This window comes from Amycolatopsis sp. NPDC043887 (assembly GCF_056435665.1).
The window spans coordinates 30,437-48,661 of sequence record NZ_JBWKEB010000008.1; the positions used below are offsets into that span (position 1 = coordinate 30,437).

Annotated in this window: 17 protein-coding genes; 12 read left to right on the forward strand and 5 right to left on the reverse strand. The window is 69.2% G+C overall.

Annotated elements, in window-relative coordinates; genetic code table 11:
- The first annotated feature begins 114 nt into the window (after nt 1-114).
- From AC069H_RS21830 to AC069H_RS21860, 7 genes are all read left to right on the forward strand, one after another.
- Nucleotides 115-780 (forward strand): DUF2461 domain-containing protein, encoded by a 666-nt coding sequence (locus tag AC069H_RS21830; protein ID WP_478230006.1) that lies wholly within the window; start codon nt 115-117, stop codon nt 778-780.
- Nucleotides 781-891: 111 nt separating this feature from the next.
- Entirely contained in the window at nt 892-2,316 is a 1,425-nt protein-coding gene (gene pyk / locus AC069H_RS21835; RefSeq protein ID WP_043848002.1) for a pyruvate kinase, read from the forward strand.
- 227 nt (nt 2,317-2,543) lie between these two features.
- Nucleotides 2,544-3,443: an acyl-CoA thioesterase II gene (tesB, locus tag AC069H_RS21840; RefSeq protein ID WP_034322491.1), complete on the forward strand. Its 900-nt coding sequence runs from the start codon at nt 2,544-2,546 to the stop codon at nt 3,441-3,443.
- A 463-nt stretch (nt 3,444-3,906) separates the two neighbouring features.
- Nucleotides 3,907-4,809: a helix-turn-helix domain-containing protein gene (locus AC069H_RS21845; protein ID WP_478230007.1), complete on the forward strand. Its 903-nt coding sequence runs from the start codon at nt 3,907-3,909 to the stop codon at nt 4,807-4,809.
- On the forward strand, nt 4,806-5,015 hold the full coding sequence (locus AC069H_RS21850; protein WP_125675531.1) for a DUF397 domain-containing protein: 210 nt from the start codon (nt 4,806-4,808) through the stop codon (nt 5,013-5,015). Before AC069H_RS21845 ends, AC069H_RS21850 begins: the two co-directional genes overlap by 4 nt.
- 164 nt (nt 5,016-5,179) lie before the next feature.
- Nucleotides 5,180-5,392, forward strand: coding sequence for a hypothetical protein (locus AC069H_RS21855; RefSeq protein ID WP_340685091.1), 213 nt, complete (start codon nt 5,180-5,182; stop codon nt 5,390-5,392).
- A 63-nt stretch (nt 5,393-5,455) separates the two neighbouring features.
- On the forward strand, nt 5,456-8,482 hold the full coding sequence (locus AC069H_RS21860; RefSeq protein WP_478230008.1) for a helix-turn-helix transcriptional regulator: 3,027 nt from the start codon (nt 5,456-5,458) through the stop codon (nt 8,480-8,482).
- A 74-nt stretch (nt 8,483-8,556) separates the two neighbouring features.
- Here AC069H_RS21860 and AC069H_RS21865 read toward each other — a convergent pair whose 3' ends face one another.
- From AC069H_RS21865 to AC069H_RS21875, 3 genes are all read right to left on the reverse strand, one after another.
- Nucleotides 8,557-10,170 (reverse strand): succinic semialdehyde dehydrogenase, encoded by a 1,614-nt coding sequence (locus AC069H_RS21865; protein WP_478233626.1) that lies wholly within the window; start codon nt 10,168-10,170, stop codon nt 8,557-8,559.
- 116 nt (nt 10,171-10,286) lie between these two features.
- A complete protein-coding gene (locus AC069H_RS21870) occupies nt 10,287-11,084 on the reverse strand; it encodes a hypothetical protein (protein ID WP_478233627.1) in 798 nt (265 codons plus the stop codon).
- 104 nt (nt 11,085-11,188) lie between these two features.
- The gene (locus AC069H_RS21875; protein ID WP_478230016.1) at nt 11,189-11,803 is read right to left on the reverse strand and encodes a TetR/AcrR family transcriptional regulator; all 615 of its coding nucleotides are present in this window, start codon (nt 11,801-11,803) and stop codon (nt 11,189-11,191) included.
- Between the two features lie 104 nt (nt 11,804-11,907).
- Between AC069H_RS21875 and AC069H_RS21880 the strand changes: the two genes are divergently transcribed.
- Complete coding sequence (locus AC069H_RS21880; protein ID WP_478233855.1) at nt 11,908-13,059, forward strand: acyl-CoA dehydrogenase family protein; 1,152 nt, start codon at nt 11,908-11,910, stop codon at nt 13,057-13,059.
- Nucleotides 13,060-13,086: 27 nt separating this feature from the next.
- Entirely contained in the window at nt 13,087-14,235 is a 1,149-nt protein-coding gene (locus AC069H_RS21885) for a CaiB/BaiF CoA transferase family protein (protein ID WP_478230017.1), read from the forward strand.
- A gap of 190 nt (nt 14,236-14,425) precedes the next feature.
- On the opposite strand, the gene AC069H_RS21890 is transcribed toward AC069H_RS21885, so the two are convergent.
- Nucleotides 14,426-14,965, reverse strand: a complete 540-nt coding sequence (locus AC069H_RS21890; protein WP_478233628.1) for a GNAT family N-acetyltransferase — start codon at nt 14,963-14,965, stop codon at nt 14,426-14,428.
- Between the two features lie 10 nt (nt 14,966-14,975).
- The gene (locus tag AC069H_RS21895; RefSeq protein WP_478230019.1) at nt 14,976-15,761 is read right to left on the reverse strand and encodes a crotonase/enoyl-CoA hydratase family protein; all 786 of its coding nucleotides are present in this window, start codon (nt 15,759-15,761) and stop codon (nt 14,976-14,978) included.
- A 132-nt stretch (nt 15,762-15,893) separates the two neighbouring features.
- Between AC069H_RS21895 and AC069H_RS21900 the strand changes: the two genes are divergently transcribed.
- The 3 genes from AC069H_RS21900 (at nt 15,894) to AC069H_RS21910 (ending at nt 17,898) form a co-directional block, all read left to right on the forward strand.
- Nucleotides 15,894-16,049 (forward strand): hypothetical protein, encoded by a 156-nt coding sequence (locus tag AC069H_RS21900; RefSeq protein WP_162182762.1) that lies wholly within the window; start codon nt 15,894-15,896, stop codon nt 16,047-16,049.
- A 350-nt stretch (nt 16,050-16,399) separates the two neighbouring features.
- Nucleotides 16,400-16,882 carry a helix-turn-helix transcriptional regulator gene (locus AC069H_RS21905; protein ID WP_478230020.1) on the forward strand — a complete coding sequence of 161 codons (483 nt, stop codon included), beginning with the start codon at nt 16,400-16,402 and terminating at the stop codon, nt 16,880-16,882.
- A gap of 131 nt (nt 16,883-17,013) precedes the next feature.
- A complete protein-coding gene (locus AC069H_RS21910) occupies nt 17,014-17,898 on the forward strand; it encodes a lytic transglycosylase domain-containing protein (RefSeq protein WP_478233629.1) in 885 nt (294 codons plus the stop codon).
- The last annotated feature ends 327 nt before the right edge of the window (nt 17,899-18,225 follow it).

Here is an 18,225-nt window from a genome sequence, read left to right on the forward strand (position 1 = left end):
ACGCTGCCCAGGTAAGCCTCCCTCGGGCGCGCGTGAAGGCCCCCTTCCCTCGGCTCAGCCGAGGGAGGGGGGCCTTCACGCGCTTCTGTCGGAGGTGAGGATTACGGTCTGCGTATGGCTTTCGAGGGTTTCGGCGAGTACGCCATCGACTTCTACGACGGTCTCGAGGCGGACAACTCCAAGTCCTATTGGGACGCGAATCTCGCCACCTACAAGGCCGACGTCCGCGCGCCGATGGAGGCGCTGCTCGCCGAGCTGGTCCCGGAGTTCGGCGACGGCTTCGGCGAGGGCAAGGTCTTCCGTCCGTACCGCGACGTCCGGTTCGCCAAGGACAAGACGCCGTACAAGACCCACTGCGGCGCGGTGATCGAACAGGGCCGCGGCGGCGGCGCGTACTACGTCGAGGTCGGCCCGGCCGGGCTGCGTGTCGGCGGCGGCTGCTTCCACTTCGAGTCCGATCAGCTCGCCCGCTTCCGCAAGGCCGTCGACACCGAACTGCGAGGCGCCGAGCTGGCCAAGATCCTCGCGAAGCTGGAGAAGGCGGGCTGGGAGATCAAGGGGGACAGGCTCAAGTCGAAGCCGCGCGGCTTCACCGAGGACCATCCCCGCATCGACCTGCTGAAGTACCGCTCCGTGTACGCCGTCCGCGGCTGGGAGCCGGACGACGTCCTGCACGAACGGGGCACGCTCGACCGGGTGCGGAAAGCATGGCGGCAGGTCCGCGCGTTCAACGAGTGGGCGCGTGACCGCGTCGGGCCGAGCGAGAAGCCGCGACGATAACCACCGAACGCTGGTCGACGGTTGCCCTCATCGCCAGGTCGACTGACACTTTTCTTGAACTTTCGGTATCGGTACAGACGTATCCGCGATGAGGGACTACGCTGTGCGAACGTGAGCCGACGCGCGAAGATCGTTTGTACCCTGGGCCCCGCGACCGCTACGCCGGAGAAGATGCGGCAACTCGTCGACGCCGGGATGGACGTCGCGAGGATGAACTTCAGCCACGGGACGCACAGCGACCACAAGCAGGTCTACGACCTCATCCGCACCGCCGCCGCCGAATCGGGCCGCGCGGTGGGCATCCTCGCCGACCTCCAGGGGCCGAAGATCCGTCTCGGCACCTTCGCGGGTGGCCCGGTCGAGTGGCACAACGGCGACATCGTGCGCATCACCGTCGAGGACGTCGCGGGAACCCACGACCGCGTCTCGACCACCTACAAGGGACTCGCCGACGACGCGAAGCCCGGCGACCGTCTCCTCGTGGACGACGGCAAGGTCGGCCTCGTGGTCAAGGAGGTCGACGGCCCGGACGTCGTCTGCGAGGTCACTGAAGGCGGCCCCGTCAGCAACAACAAGGGCGTCTCCTTGCCGGGCATGGACGTCTCCGTGCCGGCGCTGTCCGAAAAGGACATCGAAGACCTCGAGTTCGCGCTCGAACTCGGCGTGGACTTCATCGCGCTCTCGTTCGTCCGCTCACCCGCCGACATCGACCTGGTCCACCAGGTGATGGACCGCGTCGGCAAGGGACGCCTCCCGGTCGTCGCGAAGATCGAGAAGCCCGAAGCGGTCTACAACCTCGAAGCCATCGTGCTGGCCTTCGACGCGGTGATGATCGCCCGCGGTGATCTCGGCGTGGAACTCCCGCTGGAGCAGGTCCCGCTGGTGCAGAAGCGCACCATCCAGATCGCCCGCGAGAACGCGAAGCCGGTCATCGTCGCGACGCAGATGCTCGAGTCGATGATCAACAGCTCCCGTCCGACGCGCGCCGAGGCCTCGGACGTCGCCAACGCGGTGCTCGACGGCGCGGACGCGCTCATGCTCTCGGGTGAGACCAGCGTCGGCCGCTACGCCATCGACGTGGTCAAGACCATGGGCCGGATCATCGAAGCCGTCGAGACCGACTCGCCGGTCGTGCCTCCGCTGTCGCACGTCCCGCGCACCAAGCGAGGCGTCATCTCCTACGCGGCGCGGGACATCGGCGAGCGGCTCAACGCCAAGGCGCTGGTCGCCTTCACCCAGTCCGGTGACACCGTCCGGCGGCTCGCGCGGCTGCACACGCGGCTGCCGCTGCTGGCGTTCACGCCGGAGGAGAGCGTCCGCAGCCAGCTCGCGATGACCTGGGGCACCACGACGCGGATCGTGCCGAAGGTGGGCTCCACCGACCAGATGATCCAGCAGGTCGACCACGCGATGCTCGAAATGGGCAAGTACGCAAAGGGCGATCTGGTGGTCATCGTGGCCGGTTCCCCGCCCGGGACCGTCGGCTCGACCAACCTCATCCGGGTGCACCGCCTCGGCGAGGACGACCACGCCTGACGTCGGCTCACGAGGCCGCGACTGTGCCGTGAAGGCCTCCTTCCCCACCGTCAGAGTAGGGAAGGAGGCCTTCACTTCGTCTTGGCCCGACCGCCCGTACCGCCCCCTCGCCGGAGATGTCGGCCGCCAGCCGCCCCGAGAGTCCAAGGTGTACCGAAGGTGGCCTTCGCGACAAACGTCCCGCCTCACCCGGGCCCACGGCACCCGCACGGCCTAAAGTTCAGGACATGACTGAGATGGCCAGGGAAGCCGCGGCCGGTTTCGACAACGCCGGTGGGGTGGGCGGACAGCCCGTGCTCGACCGGCTGGTCGCGCTGCTGGACTTGGAGAAGATCGAGGAGAACATCTTCCGAGGTGTCTCGCCCGCCCATTCGCCGGTGCGGGTGTTCGGCGGGCAGGTCGCGGGGCAGGCGCTGGTCGCCGCCGGCCGCACGGTCCCCGAGGAGCGGAAGGTCCACTCGCTGCACGCGTACTTCATCCGCGGCGGCGACCCGAGTGTCCCGATCGTCTACGAGGTCGACCGCATCCGCGACGGCCGCTCGTTCACCACTCGCCGCGTCGTGGGCATCCAGCACGGCAAGGCGATCTTCTCCCTGTCCGCCTCGTTCCAGAAGGACGAAGGCGGTATCGAACACTCCGAGACCATGCCGGACGTCCCCGACCCCGAGTCGCTCCCGACGCTGCAGGAGCGGGCCGAGGGGTACTTCATGGGTCATCTCGACCGGCCGCGCCCGATCGACCTGCGTTACGTCAACGATCCGCCGTGGGTGACCAGGAAATCGGGCGACCGGCCCGCCAGGAACCAGGTCTGGATGCGGGCCGACGGCAAGCTCCCGGACCAGCAGCTGCTGCACGTCTGCGTGCTGACCTACGCCTCCGACATGACGCTTCTGGACTCGGTCCTCGCGCGCCACGGCGTCTACTGGGATCTCGACAAGGTGCTGGGCGCGAGCCTCGACCACGCGCTCTGGTTCCACCGTCCGTTCCGGGCCGACGAGTGGTTCCTCTACGACAGCGCATCGCCGACCGCGTCGGGTGCCCGCGGGCTGGCGACCGGCCGGTTCTTCGCCGCGGACGGAACGCATATCGCCACCGTGGTGCAGGAAGGTCTTCTGCGGGTCGTGTGAACGGTGACGTTCCGCATCGGAGATGTCGTCTTGTCCACCCTTTAGAGGGAATGGCGAAACGAATTAACATCTGGAGCCAGAGCATTACGGAATGGATGCGGGCATAAAGGGAGGGCCGGAACCGATCGGGGGACGGCTCCGGCCCCGCACCGGGGGTGAATCCGGCTTCGACGGGTATCCTTCCGAAAGCCCATCGGTGCAGCTCGCGGCCCCGCGCCTGTGCCGCGAGCGGATCCGCTGCCGCCGGTGAGGGCGGGCGTACCGCGTTGCACAATGCTCAACCTACAACGGCAATCTGCAAATTGCAGGATGAAAATCGAGGCGTGGGTGAAAATGGTCGTGTGACCATCTCACCGAATGTGTCTCGGGCTGGTTAGATGTGCTTCGTGCGAGGTTACTGAACACTGTTCTCCTCGCCGTGTCGCGATCGGTGTTGCTCGGACAGCTTGTGGAGGGTGCCGTGATGACGAGGGGTCAGGGACCCACCGTGCGCCGCCGGCGGCTGGCGAGCGAGTTGAGGCGGTTGCGCGAGGCGGCCGACCTCACGATCGACGAGGTGAGTGAGAAGCTCGAATGCTCGGCGTCGAAGGTCAGCCGCATCGAGACGGGGCATGTCGGTGTCACCCCGCGCGACGCGCGCGACATGCTCGAGCTGTACGGCATCGCGGGCGACGAGCAGGAAGCGCTCGTCCAGCTGGCCAGGGAAGCCCGCAAACGCGGCTGGTGGCACGCGTATAACGAGGTGTTCACCGGCACCTTCGTCGGGTTGGAGGCGGACGCGAGTTCGCTGCGGGCGTTCCAGGCGCTGCTGGTCCCGGGCCTGTTGCAGACCGAGCGGTACGCCAAGGCCGTGATCAGGGCGATGCGGCCCGACGCCGAGGACGCCGAGATCAGGCGCCGGGTGGCGGCGAGGATGGCGCGGCAGGAACTGCTGACCGATCCCTCGCCCCCGGAGTACTGGGCCGTCATCGACGAAGCGGTCCTGCACCGCGTGGTCGACGGCCCCGAGGTCATGGCGGAGCAGCTGTACCGGATGGTCACGATGGCGGCGCAGCCGAACGTGACCGTCCAGATCGTGCCGTTCGGCGCGGGTGCCCATCCCGGGATGGAGGGTCCGTTCCTCATCATGGGCTTCCCCGAACTGGCCGACACCGACGTGGTCTACGTCGACAGCACCTCCAGCGGGCTGTACCTGGAGGAACCCCCGGACGTCCGGCGATACGCGTTGATGTTCGACCATCTGCGTGCCGCCGCGTTGAAGCCGGACGACTCGGTCGAGGTGATCGCCGAGGCCGCCGGAAGGTTCGCCGAACAGGCGGCCCTTCCGGAGAAGTCCCTGGAAACAAGTAAGGAGCGGGGAGCATGACGCCCAACGATGATCTTTCCCAGGCCCGGTGGTTCAAGAGCAGCCACAGCGGTGGCGGCAACGACTGCGTCGAGGTCGCCTTCACCGGTTCCGGTGCCGCGCTGAGGGACTCCAAGGACCCTGAGGGAGGTGCCTTCCGCCTCTCGCCGCAGGCTTGGCGTGGGCTGCTCGGCGCCGTGCGCACGAGTGGCCCCGCTCACGACTGAAGATCCCCGAACTCGACCCCTTACGCCCCCCGAGCAGGGGATGGGCCGGCGTAAGGGGTCGAATCACGTCCGGGTGTAGGTGATCACCCGATGCCTCAGGGCACCCCTCAGGACGAATCTCTTCACTACCAACAAGGCAGTGAAGTTCCTAAGGGGAGACAGTGATGAACACGAACGACGCTTTGCTCACCGGCGTACTGGCCGAGGTCGAGTACCGCCGGGAAGAGCTGCAGCGAGCGGGCCGCAGCATATGGGTCGAGCGGGCCCGCCGGGCGAGTAAGCGGATCCGCGCTCAGCGCGCCGAAGTCCAGGTGCCCGCCCAGGAGCGCCGAGAGGTCCGGCAGGCGCCCGCCCGCAGCGGCGACATCACCCGGTAGAGGTCGAGTGCGATGAAGCTCTCGGCGAAAACACAGGCGAAGTTGTCGGCCCGGTAGGCAAGAATGCACCTCGTGCCCCGTCTTGGCTCCGGAATCCCGATCGTCGCCCGCACACAGGAGATGCGGCAGCTCCGCGCCGCCTTCGCCCGTGCAGAACGGGGCGAGGCCGGCGCGGTGCTGCTCTCCGGTGACGCCGGCGTCGGCAAGACCCGCCTTCTGACCGCGCTCGGCGAGTACACCGCGGGCGCGGGCGCCCTGGTGCTCACCGGGCGCTGTATCGACGTCCATGAGGGCGGTCTTCCCTATCTTCCGTTCGCCGAGGCGCTGGCGCCGCTGGCGACGACGTCCGATCCCGCGGTCACCGCCGCGCTCCGGGCCCGGCCGGCGCTGGGCAGGCTGCTCCCGCAGATGCAGCAGGCGGAGGACTACCCCGCCATCGAAGACGGTCAGCTCACCGCGAGCGAACGGGTGTCGACGCAGCGCCTCGGGCCCGAACGGGACCTCGGCCAGCTCCAGCTGTTCGACGCGGTACTGGGGGTGCTGACCGTCATCGCGCAGCGCCGGCCCGTGGTGATCCTGCTGGAGGATCTGCACTGGGCCGACGGTTCCACCCGGAACCTGCTGTCCTTCCTGCTGACGAGGCTGCGCACCCAGCGGCTGCTGGTGGTGGCGAGCTATCGCGAGGAGGACGTCCACCGGCGGCATCCGCTCCGAGCGGTGCTGTCCGAGGTGGTGCGGCTGGGCGCGGTCGAACGTGTCGAGGTCAAGCCGTTCGGCGCCGAGGACGCGCGCGCGTTCGTCGAGGCGCTGGCCGACGAGCCGATCGGCCAGGACCTGATCGCCGACATCGTCACCCGGTCCGAGGGCAATCCGTTCTTCGTCGAGGAGCTGCTCGCGTCCGCGAAGGACTGCCGCGAGCTCCCCGCCGGGCTGGCCGAAGTGCTCCTCGCCAGGGTGGAGCAGCTTTCGCAGATCACGCGCCGGGTGCTGCGCGTGGTCTCGGTCGCGAAGGACGCGGTGGCGCACGCCGCGCTCGCCGAGATCTCCGGCCTGGACGAACTCGAACTCGACGAGGCGCTGCGCGAGGCCGTGCAGCATCACGTGTTGGTGATCGAGAACGGTTTCTACACCTTTCGTCACGCGCTGCTGCAGGAAGCCGTGTACGGCGACCTGTTGCCGGGGGAGCGGGTGCGCATGCACGCGGCGTACGCGGCACGCATCCGTAACCGCACACAAGGCCGGGGCCAGGACGCGCGGCTCGCGCACCACAGCATGGAGAGCAAGGACTTCGTCACCGCACTGGCCGCGTTGCTGCGCGCGATGGACGAAGCGGAGAAGCTGGGCGCGCCCGGCTCCGCGCTGAGGCACGTCGAGCAGGCACTGTCCATTTGGGACGCCGTGCCCGCGGCGGACCGGCCGTCGGACGTCGACGAGCTCCGCCTTCTGCACGAGGCGTCGTATTTCGCGAGCACGTCGGGGGAGCCGGAGCGCGCGGTCGCCTATTCGCGGTCCGCGACCGAGGCCTTGGGCCCGGACACCGGCAACGAGCGGGCCGCCAAGGTCTGGCGACGGCACGCCGAGGCGCTGCTTTCGGTCGACGGCACGCTGGACGAGGTCGTCGAGGCGATCGACAAGGCCTGGGAGCTGGTCGAACACACCGAGGCGAGTGCCGCGCGGGCCTGGGTGCTCGCCACCCGCGCCGGGATCCTGCGGCTGATCGACAGGCACGACGAGGCGCTGCAGTGCGCGCTGGCCGCGGTCGCCGACGCCAGGGCCGTCGGCGCGGGCGGGGCGGAGGCGGCGGCGCTGGTCTCGCTCGGGACGCTGGCCGATTCGGCGGGCGACGTCGAGGAGGCGCGGGAGAGGCTGCGCGAGGCCGAGCGGAAGGCCAGGGATTCCGGCGCGCTCAACGGCGAGCTACGGGCCCTGCACTTCCTCGGGCTGAGCTACGACGACAGGGCAGAGATCCATTCCGCCTTGAAGTACTACGCCAAGGGCATCAAGCGGGCCAAGGAGACCGGGCTGACCTGGAGCTCGTTCGGCATCGAGCTGCGGACCAAACACCTCACGCTGCGGTACGTCAGCGGGGATTGGCCGGAAGACGACGACGCCGGCCGCGCGGGCCGCGGTGTTTCGAGTGTCGTCGCCGGGCGCTTCCTGGGGATCTGGGCACAGTTCGTCGTCGGCAGGGGCCGGTTCGCGGACGCGGACAAGATCCTGCCCAGCCTCCGTCAGCACTGGAGCGCGGACTACTCGATCGCGCTCGCGGCGGGCGACGCCGCGATCCAGCTCGCGTCGTGGCGAGGAGATCACGCGGGTGCGGTGCGTCATGCGCATGAGCTGATCGACTGGCTCGAAGAGGTCGAACCCGCCGTGCTGGGCGGCATCCGGATCAGCGTGCACGGTCTCACGGCGGCCGTCGCCCAGGCCGCCGAGGCACGGGTACGTGGTGATCAGGCGGCAGTCGAGGCCGCGGTGGAATCGGGCGAGAAGTTCCTCGCCCACGGCCGCCATTGCGCCGAACACGGCATCCCGCGTTCGGTGTCGCTGGGCCCGGAAGCGCTGGCGTGGCTAGCCCGGCTGGAGGCGCTCGGCGGCAGCCTGCGCGGCGCGGGGGATCCGGCGCTGTGGGCGAAGGCGGTCGAGGCGTTCGGGTACGGCGCGGTGTACGAGCAGGCCATGTGCCGTCTGCAGCACGCGAAATCCCTGCTGGCTTCGGACGGCGACACCGCGCTCGCCGCGTCGGAGCTGCTGGCCGTGCACGCGGTGGCCGATCGGCTGGGCGCCTGCCCGCTGCGCGAAGCCGTCCGGGAGCTCAGCCACAGGGCGCGCGTCGAGCTTCCCGGGGAGGCCGCGGCGCCGCGTCGTGACGTCGTCGATCCGCTCACCGATCGGGAGCGCGACGTGCTGGAGCGCGTCGCGCTCGGCCGGACCAACCGGCAGGTCGGTGAAGAGCTGTACATCAGCGAGAAGACGGTGAGCGTCCACCTTTCGCGCGTGATGGCGAAACTCGGCGCGAGCCGCCGGGCCGAGGCGGTCGCGATCGCCTACGACCGGGGCCTGCTGGCCGCTCCGACCTCTTCCTCCTAGCCGCGTTTCGTCCTCTGAATGCGATCCTTGCGTGTGCAAGTACCGCGTTCAGAGGACGAAATGCGGGAGGGGGATCAGCGGCGCGGGAGGCGGCGCAGGGCTTTCAGACTCGTGCTCAGTGCCCGCACCCAGAGCTTCGGCGGGATTCCGCGGCCGGGGCGCAGCGGCATCCCGCGCTGCAAAGCGATCGCCTGGGCCTCGGTGTACTTGAGCAGGCCTTCGGCACCGTTGCGCCGCCCGACGCCGGACTCCTTCATCCCGCCCATCGGCAGGCCCACGGTCCCGAAAGTCGCCGCGAAGCCTTCGTTGATGTTGACGGTCCCGGCCTTCAGCCGCGCCGCGACCTCCCAGCCCGCCCGGCCGTTGCGCGACCACACGCTCGCGTTCAGCCCGAACTTCGTGTCGTTGGCCCGCTCGATCGCGTCGGTGACGTCGGTGTAGCCGTAGATCGACACGACCGGCCCGAAGGTCTCCTCGGCGAACAGCTTGACGTCTTCGGTGACGTCGGTGAGCACGGTCGGCTCGTAGAACAGCGGGCCGAGGTCGGGCCGCGCCTTGCCACCGGTGAGCACCTTCGCGCCCTTGGAGCGGGCGTCCTCGACGTGCGCCGACACCGTCTCCAGCTGGGCCTCGGAGGTCAGGGATCCCATCTGCGCCTGGTAGTCCAGGGCGCCGCCCAGCCGCAGCGCGGCGGTCTTGGCGACGAACGCGCGAGTGAACTCCTCGCGGATCGACTCGTGCACGTAGATGCGCTCGACCGAGACGCACAGCTGCCCCGCGGAGGAGAAGCACGCGGTCACCGCGCCCGTGGCGGTCTTGGCGATGTCCGCGTCGGGCAGCACGATCATCGGGTTCTTGCCGCCGAGTTCGAGTGAGTAGCTCGTCAGCCGCTCCGCCACCTTCGCGGCGAGGCCCTTGCCCGTGGGGGTGGATCCGGTGAAGCAGAGATAGTCCGACTCTTCGACCAGCGCGTCGCCGATCTGCGAACCCCGGCCGAGCACGATCTGCCAGACACCGGCGGGCAGCCCGGCCTCCTCGGCGACCTCCTGCAGCCACAGCGCTGAGAGCGCGGTCTGGTTGTCCGGCTTCTGCACGACGGCGTTGCCCGCCGCGAGCGCGGGCAGGACGTCCATCGCGGTCAGCGCGAGGGGGTAGTTCCACGGCGAGATGATCCCGACGACACCCTTGGGGTGCCGGATCTCGCCGACCTTCGTCAACACCGGGATCAGCCCGGCGGCGCGGCGCGGCGACAGGAACTTCGCGCTGTGCTTGCCGTAGTAGGCGGCCACGAGCGCGGTGGCGCTGACTTCGTCGAAGGCGTCCATCCGTGCTTTGCCCGCCTCGATCTGCACGAGGTCGAGCGCCTCTTCCTGCCGCTTCAGCACCAGATCGTGCAGGCGGATCAGGATGCGCTGGCGGTCTTCGACCGGTCGCTCGGCCCATGCGCGCTGAGCTTCCCGCGCCTGGTCGAACACGGCGCGGACGTCGGCGTCGGTGGCTTGGGGAAGGGTCGCGATCGGCTGTCCGGTGAAGGGCGCGCGCATCTGGACGGGCGCCGAGTCCGCACCGCCCACGACCCGGCGCACGAGCCGTTCCGCCCTCGTCATGGCGGGGGCGCCGGGAACGCCGCCGATGGTGGACGGTCCTTCGGTGTGCTGGCCCGCACTCGCCGGTGTCGTGCTCGTCATGCCGTCTCCGTTCCATGCCGCGCGGAGCCGGAAGGCGCCACGCAGAGCCCAGGTGTTACCGACGAGTACAGCATACCGCCGGTATGGAGACTGTCCAGTGCTGATATGAATCAGTTTCACGTATTGTCGGGTCGTGGCGGATTGTCCGGGGACGGGCGCAGGATGTCCTGCTGCTGCAACGCGGATCCCGCGGGCGGCGTCGGGGGCGACGGCGGCTCGTAGGCCTGCGGATACTGCTGCTGAGGGACACCGGGAGCATAAGGGGTGTAGGTGACCGGGTAAGGGGCCTGTGGGGGCGGCGCCGGTTCACGACGGTTGGCCACGACCGCCAGCCCGACCGTGAGCAACGCCACGAGCCCGCCGGCGAGCAGGATCCAGAATCCGCTCCCGGTCCCATAACGCGAGACGAACCGGCCGGTGTCCTGTCCGAAGCTCAGGCTCGCCGAGATGTCCATGCCGAGCATCCAGACGCCGACCGCGGTCCCCGCCCCGCCCGCGATGAGGAGCGTCCTCGACGTCGTCGCGGCGGGCGAACCCGAATTGCGCTGGTACGCGGCGAAACCCACCGCGGCCCCGGCGAACAGGGTCAGCGCGGCGGCGGACAGCGGGATGCCGTAGCGGGCGACATGCGTCTTGTCGTAGAACTCCTTCTCCTCCGCCGACGGTTCGATGTCGAAGATCCGCGTCCAGCCGGTCTCGGCGAATTTCGACACCGCCTTGCCGTCGGACACTTGCTCGTACGTCGACTGCGGGAGAAAAGTCGCGAGAAGGACCAGCAGGCCGGCGAAAACCCCCATCATCGCGGCGAAGAGGCGGGGGAGCCGCACGTCGGACGGCGGGCGCGGTGCGGTGGCGGGCGGTACTGCGCCGAACGGGCCAGTCGGTTGGTACGGCTGCTGCTGCGGCGCGTTCATGGTCGACTCCTCCGCCGGTTCGGTTGTCCAGCAAGGAATTCCACCACGGATCGGCCGACGGGATAAGTGTCAGCTGTGCTCTGGTCAAGGTGCTTTCGTGCGTGCTAAGAGGAGGTGTCCTCGTACAACATCACCGCGACGCGCTTCCATTCGTCGAGCAGTTGCCGCCGTCGCTTCGGATCGCCGCCGAGTTCGGCGTCCAGCGCCAGTCCCCGGGTGAGGTTCACGGTCAGCCAGAAGAGGATCTCCGCGCGTTCCTTCGGCAGATCCCCGGCGACCGCGGTGACGTGCTCCAGCGTCGAGCGGCCCAGCGCCCTGTCGACCGGGCGGATCGCCTCGCGGAGTTCGGGGTCGGTGCGCGCCGCGACCCACAGTTCCGTGGCGGCCGTGGACAGCGTGCCCGAGTAGCCCTCCCACAGCAGGTCGATCGCCGCCGCGACCCCCGAGGCGCCGCCGGGAAGCGCCGTGATCGACGCCGCGAGCCGCCCGCGCAGCTTTTCGGTCAGATGCTCGACGGCGGCCGCCATGAGTTCGGCCTTCGCGGAGAAGTGATGTTGCACGGCGCCCTTCGAGACGCCGGCGCGGGCGCAGATCTCCTGGACCGAGGTGCGCGCGTAGCCGAGGTCGACCAGGCAGTCGATGGTCGCGTCGAGCAGCGCGGTGCGGGTCTGCTCGCGCCGCTCGGCCTGGGTGCGGTGGGTCCTGCCGAGCACGCTCACCGGCTCCGGCCCCCTTTACGTGCAGCTCGGTACGGATGTACATTCCGAATGGAACTTACATCCTAAGCGTCATGTTTTCCAGGTCCGATCAGGAGGCGTTGGCCGTGCCCTTGCAGATCCAGAAGAGTTCGTGGAGCACGACGGAGCTCGAAGACCTCCGGGACCTCGCCCGGACCTTCTGCCAGAAGGAACTCGTGCCGAACCAGGAGCGCTGGGTGGCCGAGAAGAAGGTCGACCGCGAGCTGTGGACGAAGGCGGGCGAGGTCGGCCTGCTGGCCCTGTCCATCCCGGAGGAGTACGGCGGTGGCGGCGGCACGTTCGCCCACGAAGCCGTGCTCTACGAAGAGCAGGCCCGGTCCGGTGACAGCGCTTGGGGCGTCACCGTCCACAATGGAATTGTCGCGCACTACATCCTCGAGTACGCGAACGAAGAGCAGAAGAAGGCGTGGCTGCCGAAGTTCGCCTCCGGCGAGATGGTCGGCGCGGTCGCGATGACCGAGCCCGGCACCGGTTCGGACCTGCAGAACATCAAGACCCGCGCGGTACGCGACGGCGACCACTACGTGATCAACGGCGCGAAGACGTTCATCACCAACGGTTTCCACGCCGACCTCGTCGTGGTCGCGGTGAAGACCGACCCGGAGGCGGGCGCGCAGGGTGTCTCGCTGATCGCCGTCGAGACCGACACGCCCGGCTTCAGCCGCGGCCGCGTCCTCGACAAGATCGGCCTCAAGGGGCAGGACACGGCGGAGCTGAACTTCGACGACGTCCGCGTGCCCGCCGCCAACCTCCTCGGCGCACAGGAAGGTCTCGGCTTCATCCAGCTCATGCAGCAGCTGCCGCAGGAACGGCTGATCATCGCCGTCACCGCGGTCGCCGGGATGGAGGCCGCGATCGACCAGACCATCGCCTACACCAAGGACCGCCAGGCGTTCGGCCGCCCGGTCTACAACTTCCAGAACACGAAGTTCAAGCTCGCCGAGGCCGCGACCGAGGCCGCGGTGTCCCGCGCGTTCCTCGACCAGTGCATCGAACGGCACCTGCGCAAGGAACTCGACGTGCAGGGCGCGGCGATGGCGAAGCTGTGGACCACCGAACGGGTCAACAAGGTCGTCGACGACTGCCTGCAGCTCTTCGGCGGCTACGGCTACATGACCGAGTACCCGATCGCGCGCGCGTGGGCCGACATCCGGATCTCCCGCATCTTCGGTGGCACCAGCGAGATCATGAAGGAAATCATCTCTCGCACGCTCTGAGAAACCGTTGGCGTAGGAAGGAAGAACGTGGCGAAAAAGGCCGGCCCGCTCAGCGGGCTCAAGGTCGTCGAACTGGCCGGGCTCGCCCCGGCGCCGTTCGCCTGCACGATCCTCGCCGATCTCGGCGCGGAGGTCGTCCGGATCGACCGGGCGACACCGGGCAACGACGTCATCGGGTTCCCGAACGATCCGCTCGCGCGCGGCAGGCGGTCGATCGGGATCAACACCAAGACCCCCGAGGGCGTCGAACTGGTGCTGAAACTCGCCGACGACGCCGACGTGCTCATCGAGGGTTTCCGCCCCGGCGTCGCCGAGCGAATGGGCATCGGGCCGGAACAGGTCCACGCCCGCAATCCGCGGCTGGTCTACGGCCGGATGACCGGCTACGGCCAGGACGGCCCGCTGGCGACCGTCGCCGGGCACGACATCAACTACATCGGCATCTCCGGCGCGCTCGAACCCATCGGGCACGCCGGGCAGCGGCCGGTGGTGCCGCTCAACCTCGTCGGTGACTTCGGCGGCGGTGGCCTCCTGCTCGCCATGGGTGTGCTGGCGGCGCTGTTCGAACGCCAGACGTCCGGCAAGGGACAGGTGGTCGACGCGTCCATGGTGGACGGTGCGGCGCTGCTGACCACCAGCCTGCACGGGCTGCTGGATTCCGGGTTGTGGTCCGGTGGGCGCGGCGAGAACATGCTCGACGGCGGCGCGCCGTTCTACGACACCTACGAGACCGCCGACGGCAAATACGTCGCCATCGGCGCGATCGAGATGCGGTTCTGGGGCGACCTGGTGAAGGTGCTCGGCCTCGACCCCGAGGAGACCCCGGTCCACGTCGACAAGAACGAGTGGCCGAAGCTGCGCAAGATCGTCGCCGAAGCCGTCGCGAAGCACACCCGCGACGAGCTGGTCGCGAAGGCCGAGGGCACCGACGCGTGCCTGACGGCGGTGCTCTCCCCGAAGGAGGCGCCGTCGCATCCGCACAACGTCGCGCGCAAGACGTTCATCGACGTCGGCGGCATGCTGCAGCCCGCGCCGGCGCCGAGGTTCGACCGCACGCCGGCCGAGACGCCGGAACCGCCTCGGCCCAAGGGTGGCGACACCGCCGAGGTCCTCGCCGAACTCGGCGTGGACGCCGAGGGGATCGAACGGCTCAGGGCCGCCGGGACGATCGCTTAGTGATCGGCCTCGTGAGTGGTAAGGACGGTTCTAACCGTCCTTACCACTCACGAGACCGCACCGGCGATGTCACGTGATCCGGCGGACGACACGCGTGATTGGTGGGACGACACGACCGTGGCCGGGCCCCGCCGCGAGTCGTCCATCCCGTCACGCGCGTCGGCGGTAGGTAGCCAAGACACGATCGGCTCTAACCGGCCTTCCCATTCGCGGGGCCCAGGTCCGATCGCACCACCGAATAGAGGATGTGGTCGCGCCAGGCGCCGTCCCGGAACCCGTAGCCGCGCAGCACACCCTCCCGGGTGAAGCCCGCCTTCGTCAGGGAGCGCTGCTCGGCGAGGTTGCCCGCCTCCGTCGACGCCTCGACCCGGTTCATCTGCGTGTGCGCGAAGAGGTAGCGGACCAGCAACCGCTGCGCCTCGGTTCCGTAGCCGTGGCCGCGTGCCTCGGGGATGAGCACGAGCCCGGCGTTCCAGCAGTACGACGTCGAGCCCGTCCTCGTCTTGTGCCAGGAGACGAAACCGAGCCGCTGCCCGTCGAGCTCGATCATCAGCATCCCGTTGTCCGCCGCGAGCATGCCGGTCTCGGCCCAGCGGCGGCGCAGGAAGTGCGGGTCGTGCCAGCCGTGCCATTCGAACGTGCCCGCGGCCCGCGGATCGTTCGTCAGCGCTTCCAGCATCGGCAGGTCGTCTTCGTAGACCGGTCTGAGCGCGACTCCGGTTTCTGTCATCCGACAGACCCTAGAGCCGTGGGCCGTCGAAACTGCCGTGACGCCCCGCGCCGTCACTGAACCGGCTCGCGCCCGCGACGGCCTCCTCGGCGAGCCCTCCGCCGATCAGCGCGTTCGAGAACTCGGCGCGCATCGCCTCGTCCTCGGTCAGTCCGAACTGGCCGTACGCGGATTTGCGATCCGCGCGCAGACACGCCTGGGGGAACGCGGCCAGTTCGCGTGCCAGCGCTTGCGCGGCCGCCAGGGCCTCGCCATCCGGCACGACCCGGTTCGCAAGCCCGATCGCGAGCGCCTCGTCGGCGTCCACCGGCCTGCCGGTGAGGATCAGGTCCATCGCCCGCGAATGCCCGATCAGCCGGGGGAGGCGCACCGTGCCGCCGTCGATCAGCGGCACCCCCCAGCGGCGGCAGAACACGCCGAACACGGCAGTGCTGTCGGCGACCCGGAGATCGCACCACAGCGCCAGTTCCAGGCCGCCCGCGACGGCGTGCCCGCGGACCGCGGCGATCACCGGCTTCGACAGCGCCATGCGCGTCGGGCCCATCGGCCCGTCACCCGCCGGGCTGAGCGAGTTGGTGCGGCCGGTGCCGACGGCCTTCAGATCGGCTCCGGCGCAGAAGGCGTCACCCGAACCGGTGAGGACGGCGACCGCGGCCTGTTCGTCGGAGTCGAACGCGCGGAACGCGTCCGCCAGAGCGTTCGCCGTCGGACCGTCCACGGCGTTGCGCGACTCGGGGCGGTTCAGCGTGATCGTCGTCACCGGCCCCTCCCGGTGGACAAGAACGTTTTCGCTCATCGATCGCTCCCTCGGGGAAACCGGGTGGGCAACAGGGCCCGATTCTCCTTAAAGTGGTGACAAAGTCCGCAGTGCGCGCGGAGTCATCGTCTGGACACTACGGTGTGATGGGATGGAGCCATGTCGCCCGGCTTGAAGAAATTCGTTGTGATCGCCGTCGTCGCGCTCGTGCTCTTCTTTCTGATCAGCAGGCCGACGCAATCCGCCGACGCCGTCCACACCGCGCTCGGCTGGCTCCGGTCCGGTGCCGAAGCCATCGTGACGTTCGTCCGGAGCCTCTTCTCCTGACCCATCGCGGCGATCACCGGCGTCCCTGGTGATGCCGGTGATCGCTGTGCGCGGCCACCAGCGGTTATCACTCAGCGTCACCCGTCTCGGATTTCGGTCGGATGACTCGACCATCCGGGTGGATTGCCCCCGAAAACCCGCTGGTCGACGAATTCGTGCCCTGGAAGCTCTGGCGGAAAAGACCTCCGCGCCCCTACGGTGCTCACATTGCGTGATCGGTTGGTCCTCCAGGCGCCGGAGCCGGCCTCCTGGGCGAGGAGTTTCCGCAGGTGCAAGCCTCACGGCAGCGGAACTTTCAGCCGGGCAAGTAAGTCAGGGCTTGTCAGTCGGGGAATCATGAGGAGGCAGGGATGACCGGAGATCCCGGAGTCGATGCGTTGATCCGGCAGTGGGCGGCCGAGCGTGAGCAGACCCCCGAGGAGCAGGAAGCCGATCGCATCGCGTCGGCGTGGCTGGCCGATGTGCCGAGGCAGGCTCCCGGAATCCCCGGCCAGCGTCAGCAGTCCGGCCAGGGGCGCTGGGCGCCGGTCGAGGCCGCCGATCCCGGCTACCTCGACGCCATGCGCCGTCGTCTCCCGGAGGTCCCACAGGAGCTGCTCGTCGCGGCCGCCGGCTGGTGGCAGATGGTCGGCGGCGTCGCCGAGGCCGAAGCCTGGTGGGACGCCGGCATCAGCCCGCTCGACCAGCGTGCGCTCGACTACCGCGCGGCCGGGCTCGCCCCGTCCGACCTGAGCCGCCGTCTCGGCCCGATGACCGTTTTGCAGCACCTCCGTCGCGGCAGCGCCCCGGCCTGGTGCGTGGCGCGGCTGGCGAGGCAGCAGAAGTCCGCCTGATGAGAACTTCTCGCACGCGCGGGTGAACCGGCGTGGCAAGGGCGATTCCGGCGACCGCGTAACGCTAACCTGCGCGGGCTCGTTGTTCGAGCATCGGTCGTGATCGCCGCCCACGCTGGAGGACCCGCTTCGTGCGCACCACCCCGGAAAACGACGAGCTCGTCGCCGACCCGGCCACGCCCGCTCCGCCACGCCGCGGGGTGGGCGCCGCCGTATTCGGCAGGCTGGTGATCGTGCTGGCCGTGCTCGGCCTCGCCGGCGGCGGGATCTGGCTGGTGACCAAGGCGTCCGCCCCGGTCGCGAGCCCCACGACGATGGAGATCCCCGCGCTGCAGGTCAAGGCGGCGGACGTCAAACCCGGTTCGGTCGCCCCGGTCAACGCCACCCTCGCGGGCGGCGCCACCCAGCAGACCGCGCCGCAGCAGGCGCAACCGAAGCCGGGCAAGGACCCGCTGACCGCCTGGACCGAGCGGGCGGCGCAGGCCACCGGCATCCCGGCGAGGGCGCTGCTCGCCTACGGCAACGCCGAGCTGGCGATGCGCCAGATGCAGCCGAACTGCAAGATCTCGTGGGCGACCCTGGCGGGTATCGGCCGGATCGAGTCGAACCACGGTCAGTACGGCGGCGCCGTCCTCGGCCAGGACGGACGGCCGTCGAAGCCGATCATCGGCGTCCCGCTCGACGGATCGCCCGGCGTGAAGGCGATCGGCGACACCGACGGCGGCCAATTCGACGGCGACGCGGCCGTCGACCGCGCGGTCGGCCCGATGCAGTTCATCCCCAGCACCTGGCGCCGGTACGCCGCCGACGGCAACCGCGACGGCCTCGGCGACCCGCAGCAGATCGACGACGCGACGCTGGCGGCGGCGCGGTACCTGTGCGTGAACAACCGGGACATGTCGGCCGCATCGGGGTGGTGGCAGGGAATCCTGTCGTACAACAACTCGACCGAGTACGCGCAGAAGGTCTTCGGGCTGGCGGACGACTACGCGAAGGCCGTCGCCTCGCGTTCGTGAGCGATTCGGCCCGGTCGGATCGTTCTGTGAAGGCTTCCAGGCGTCACGGCTGTCCCAGCGTCACAAGGCGTCACATCGGTGGGTAGTGAGGGCCTCCTTCACTACCTTCAGGGTAGGCAAGGGGGCCTTCACGGACCGGTGTGCGCGTCCGTTCAATCACGTGTGTCGTCCATCCGGTCACGCGAAACCGCCATCTGTGCACCGGCGGCACGCCCCCAACTCACTCACGACACCTTCGCCTCACGCGCGAGGTCGCGGCTCGGGACCAAGGTCCCGAGCGCCCAGGTCGGCGATGTTTCGCCGCGCGCCCAGTGCTAGCGTCGATAT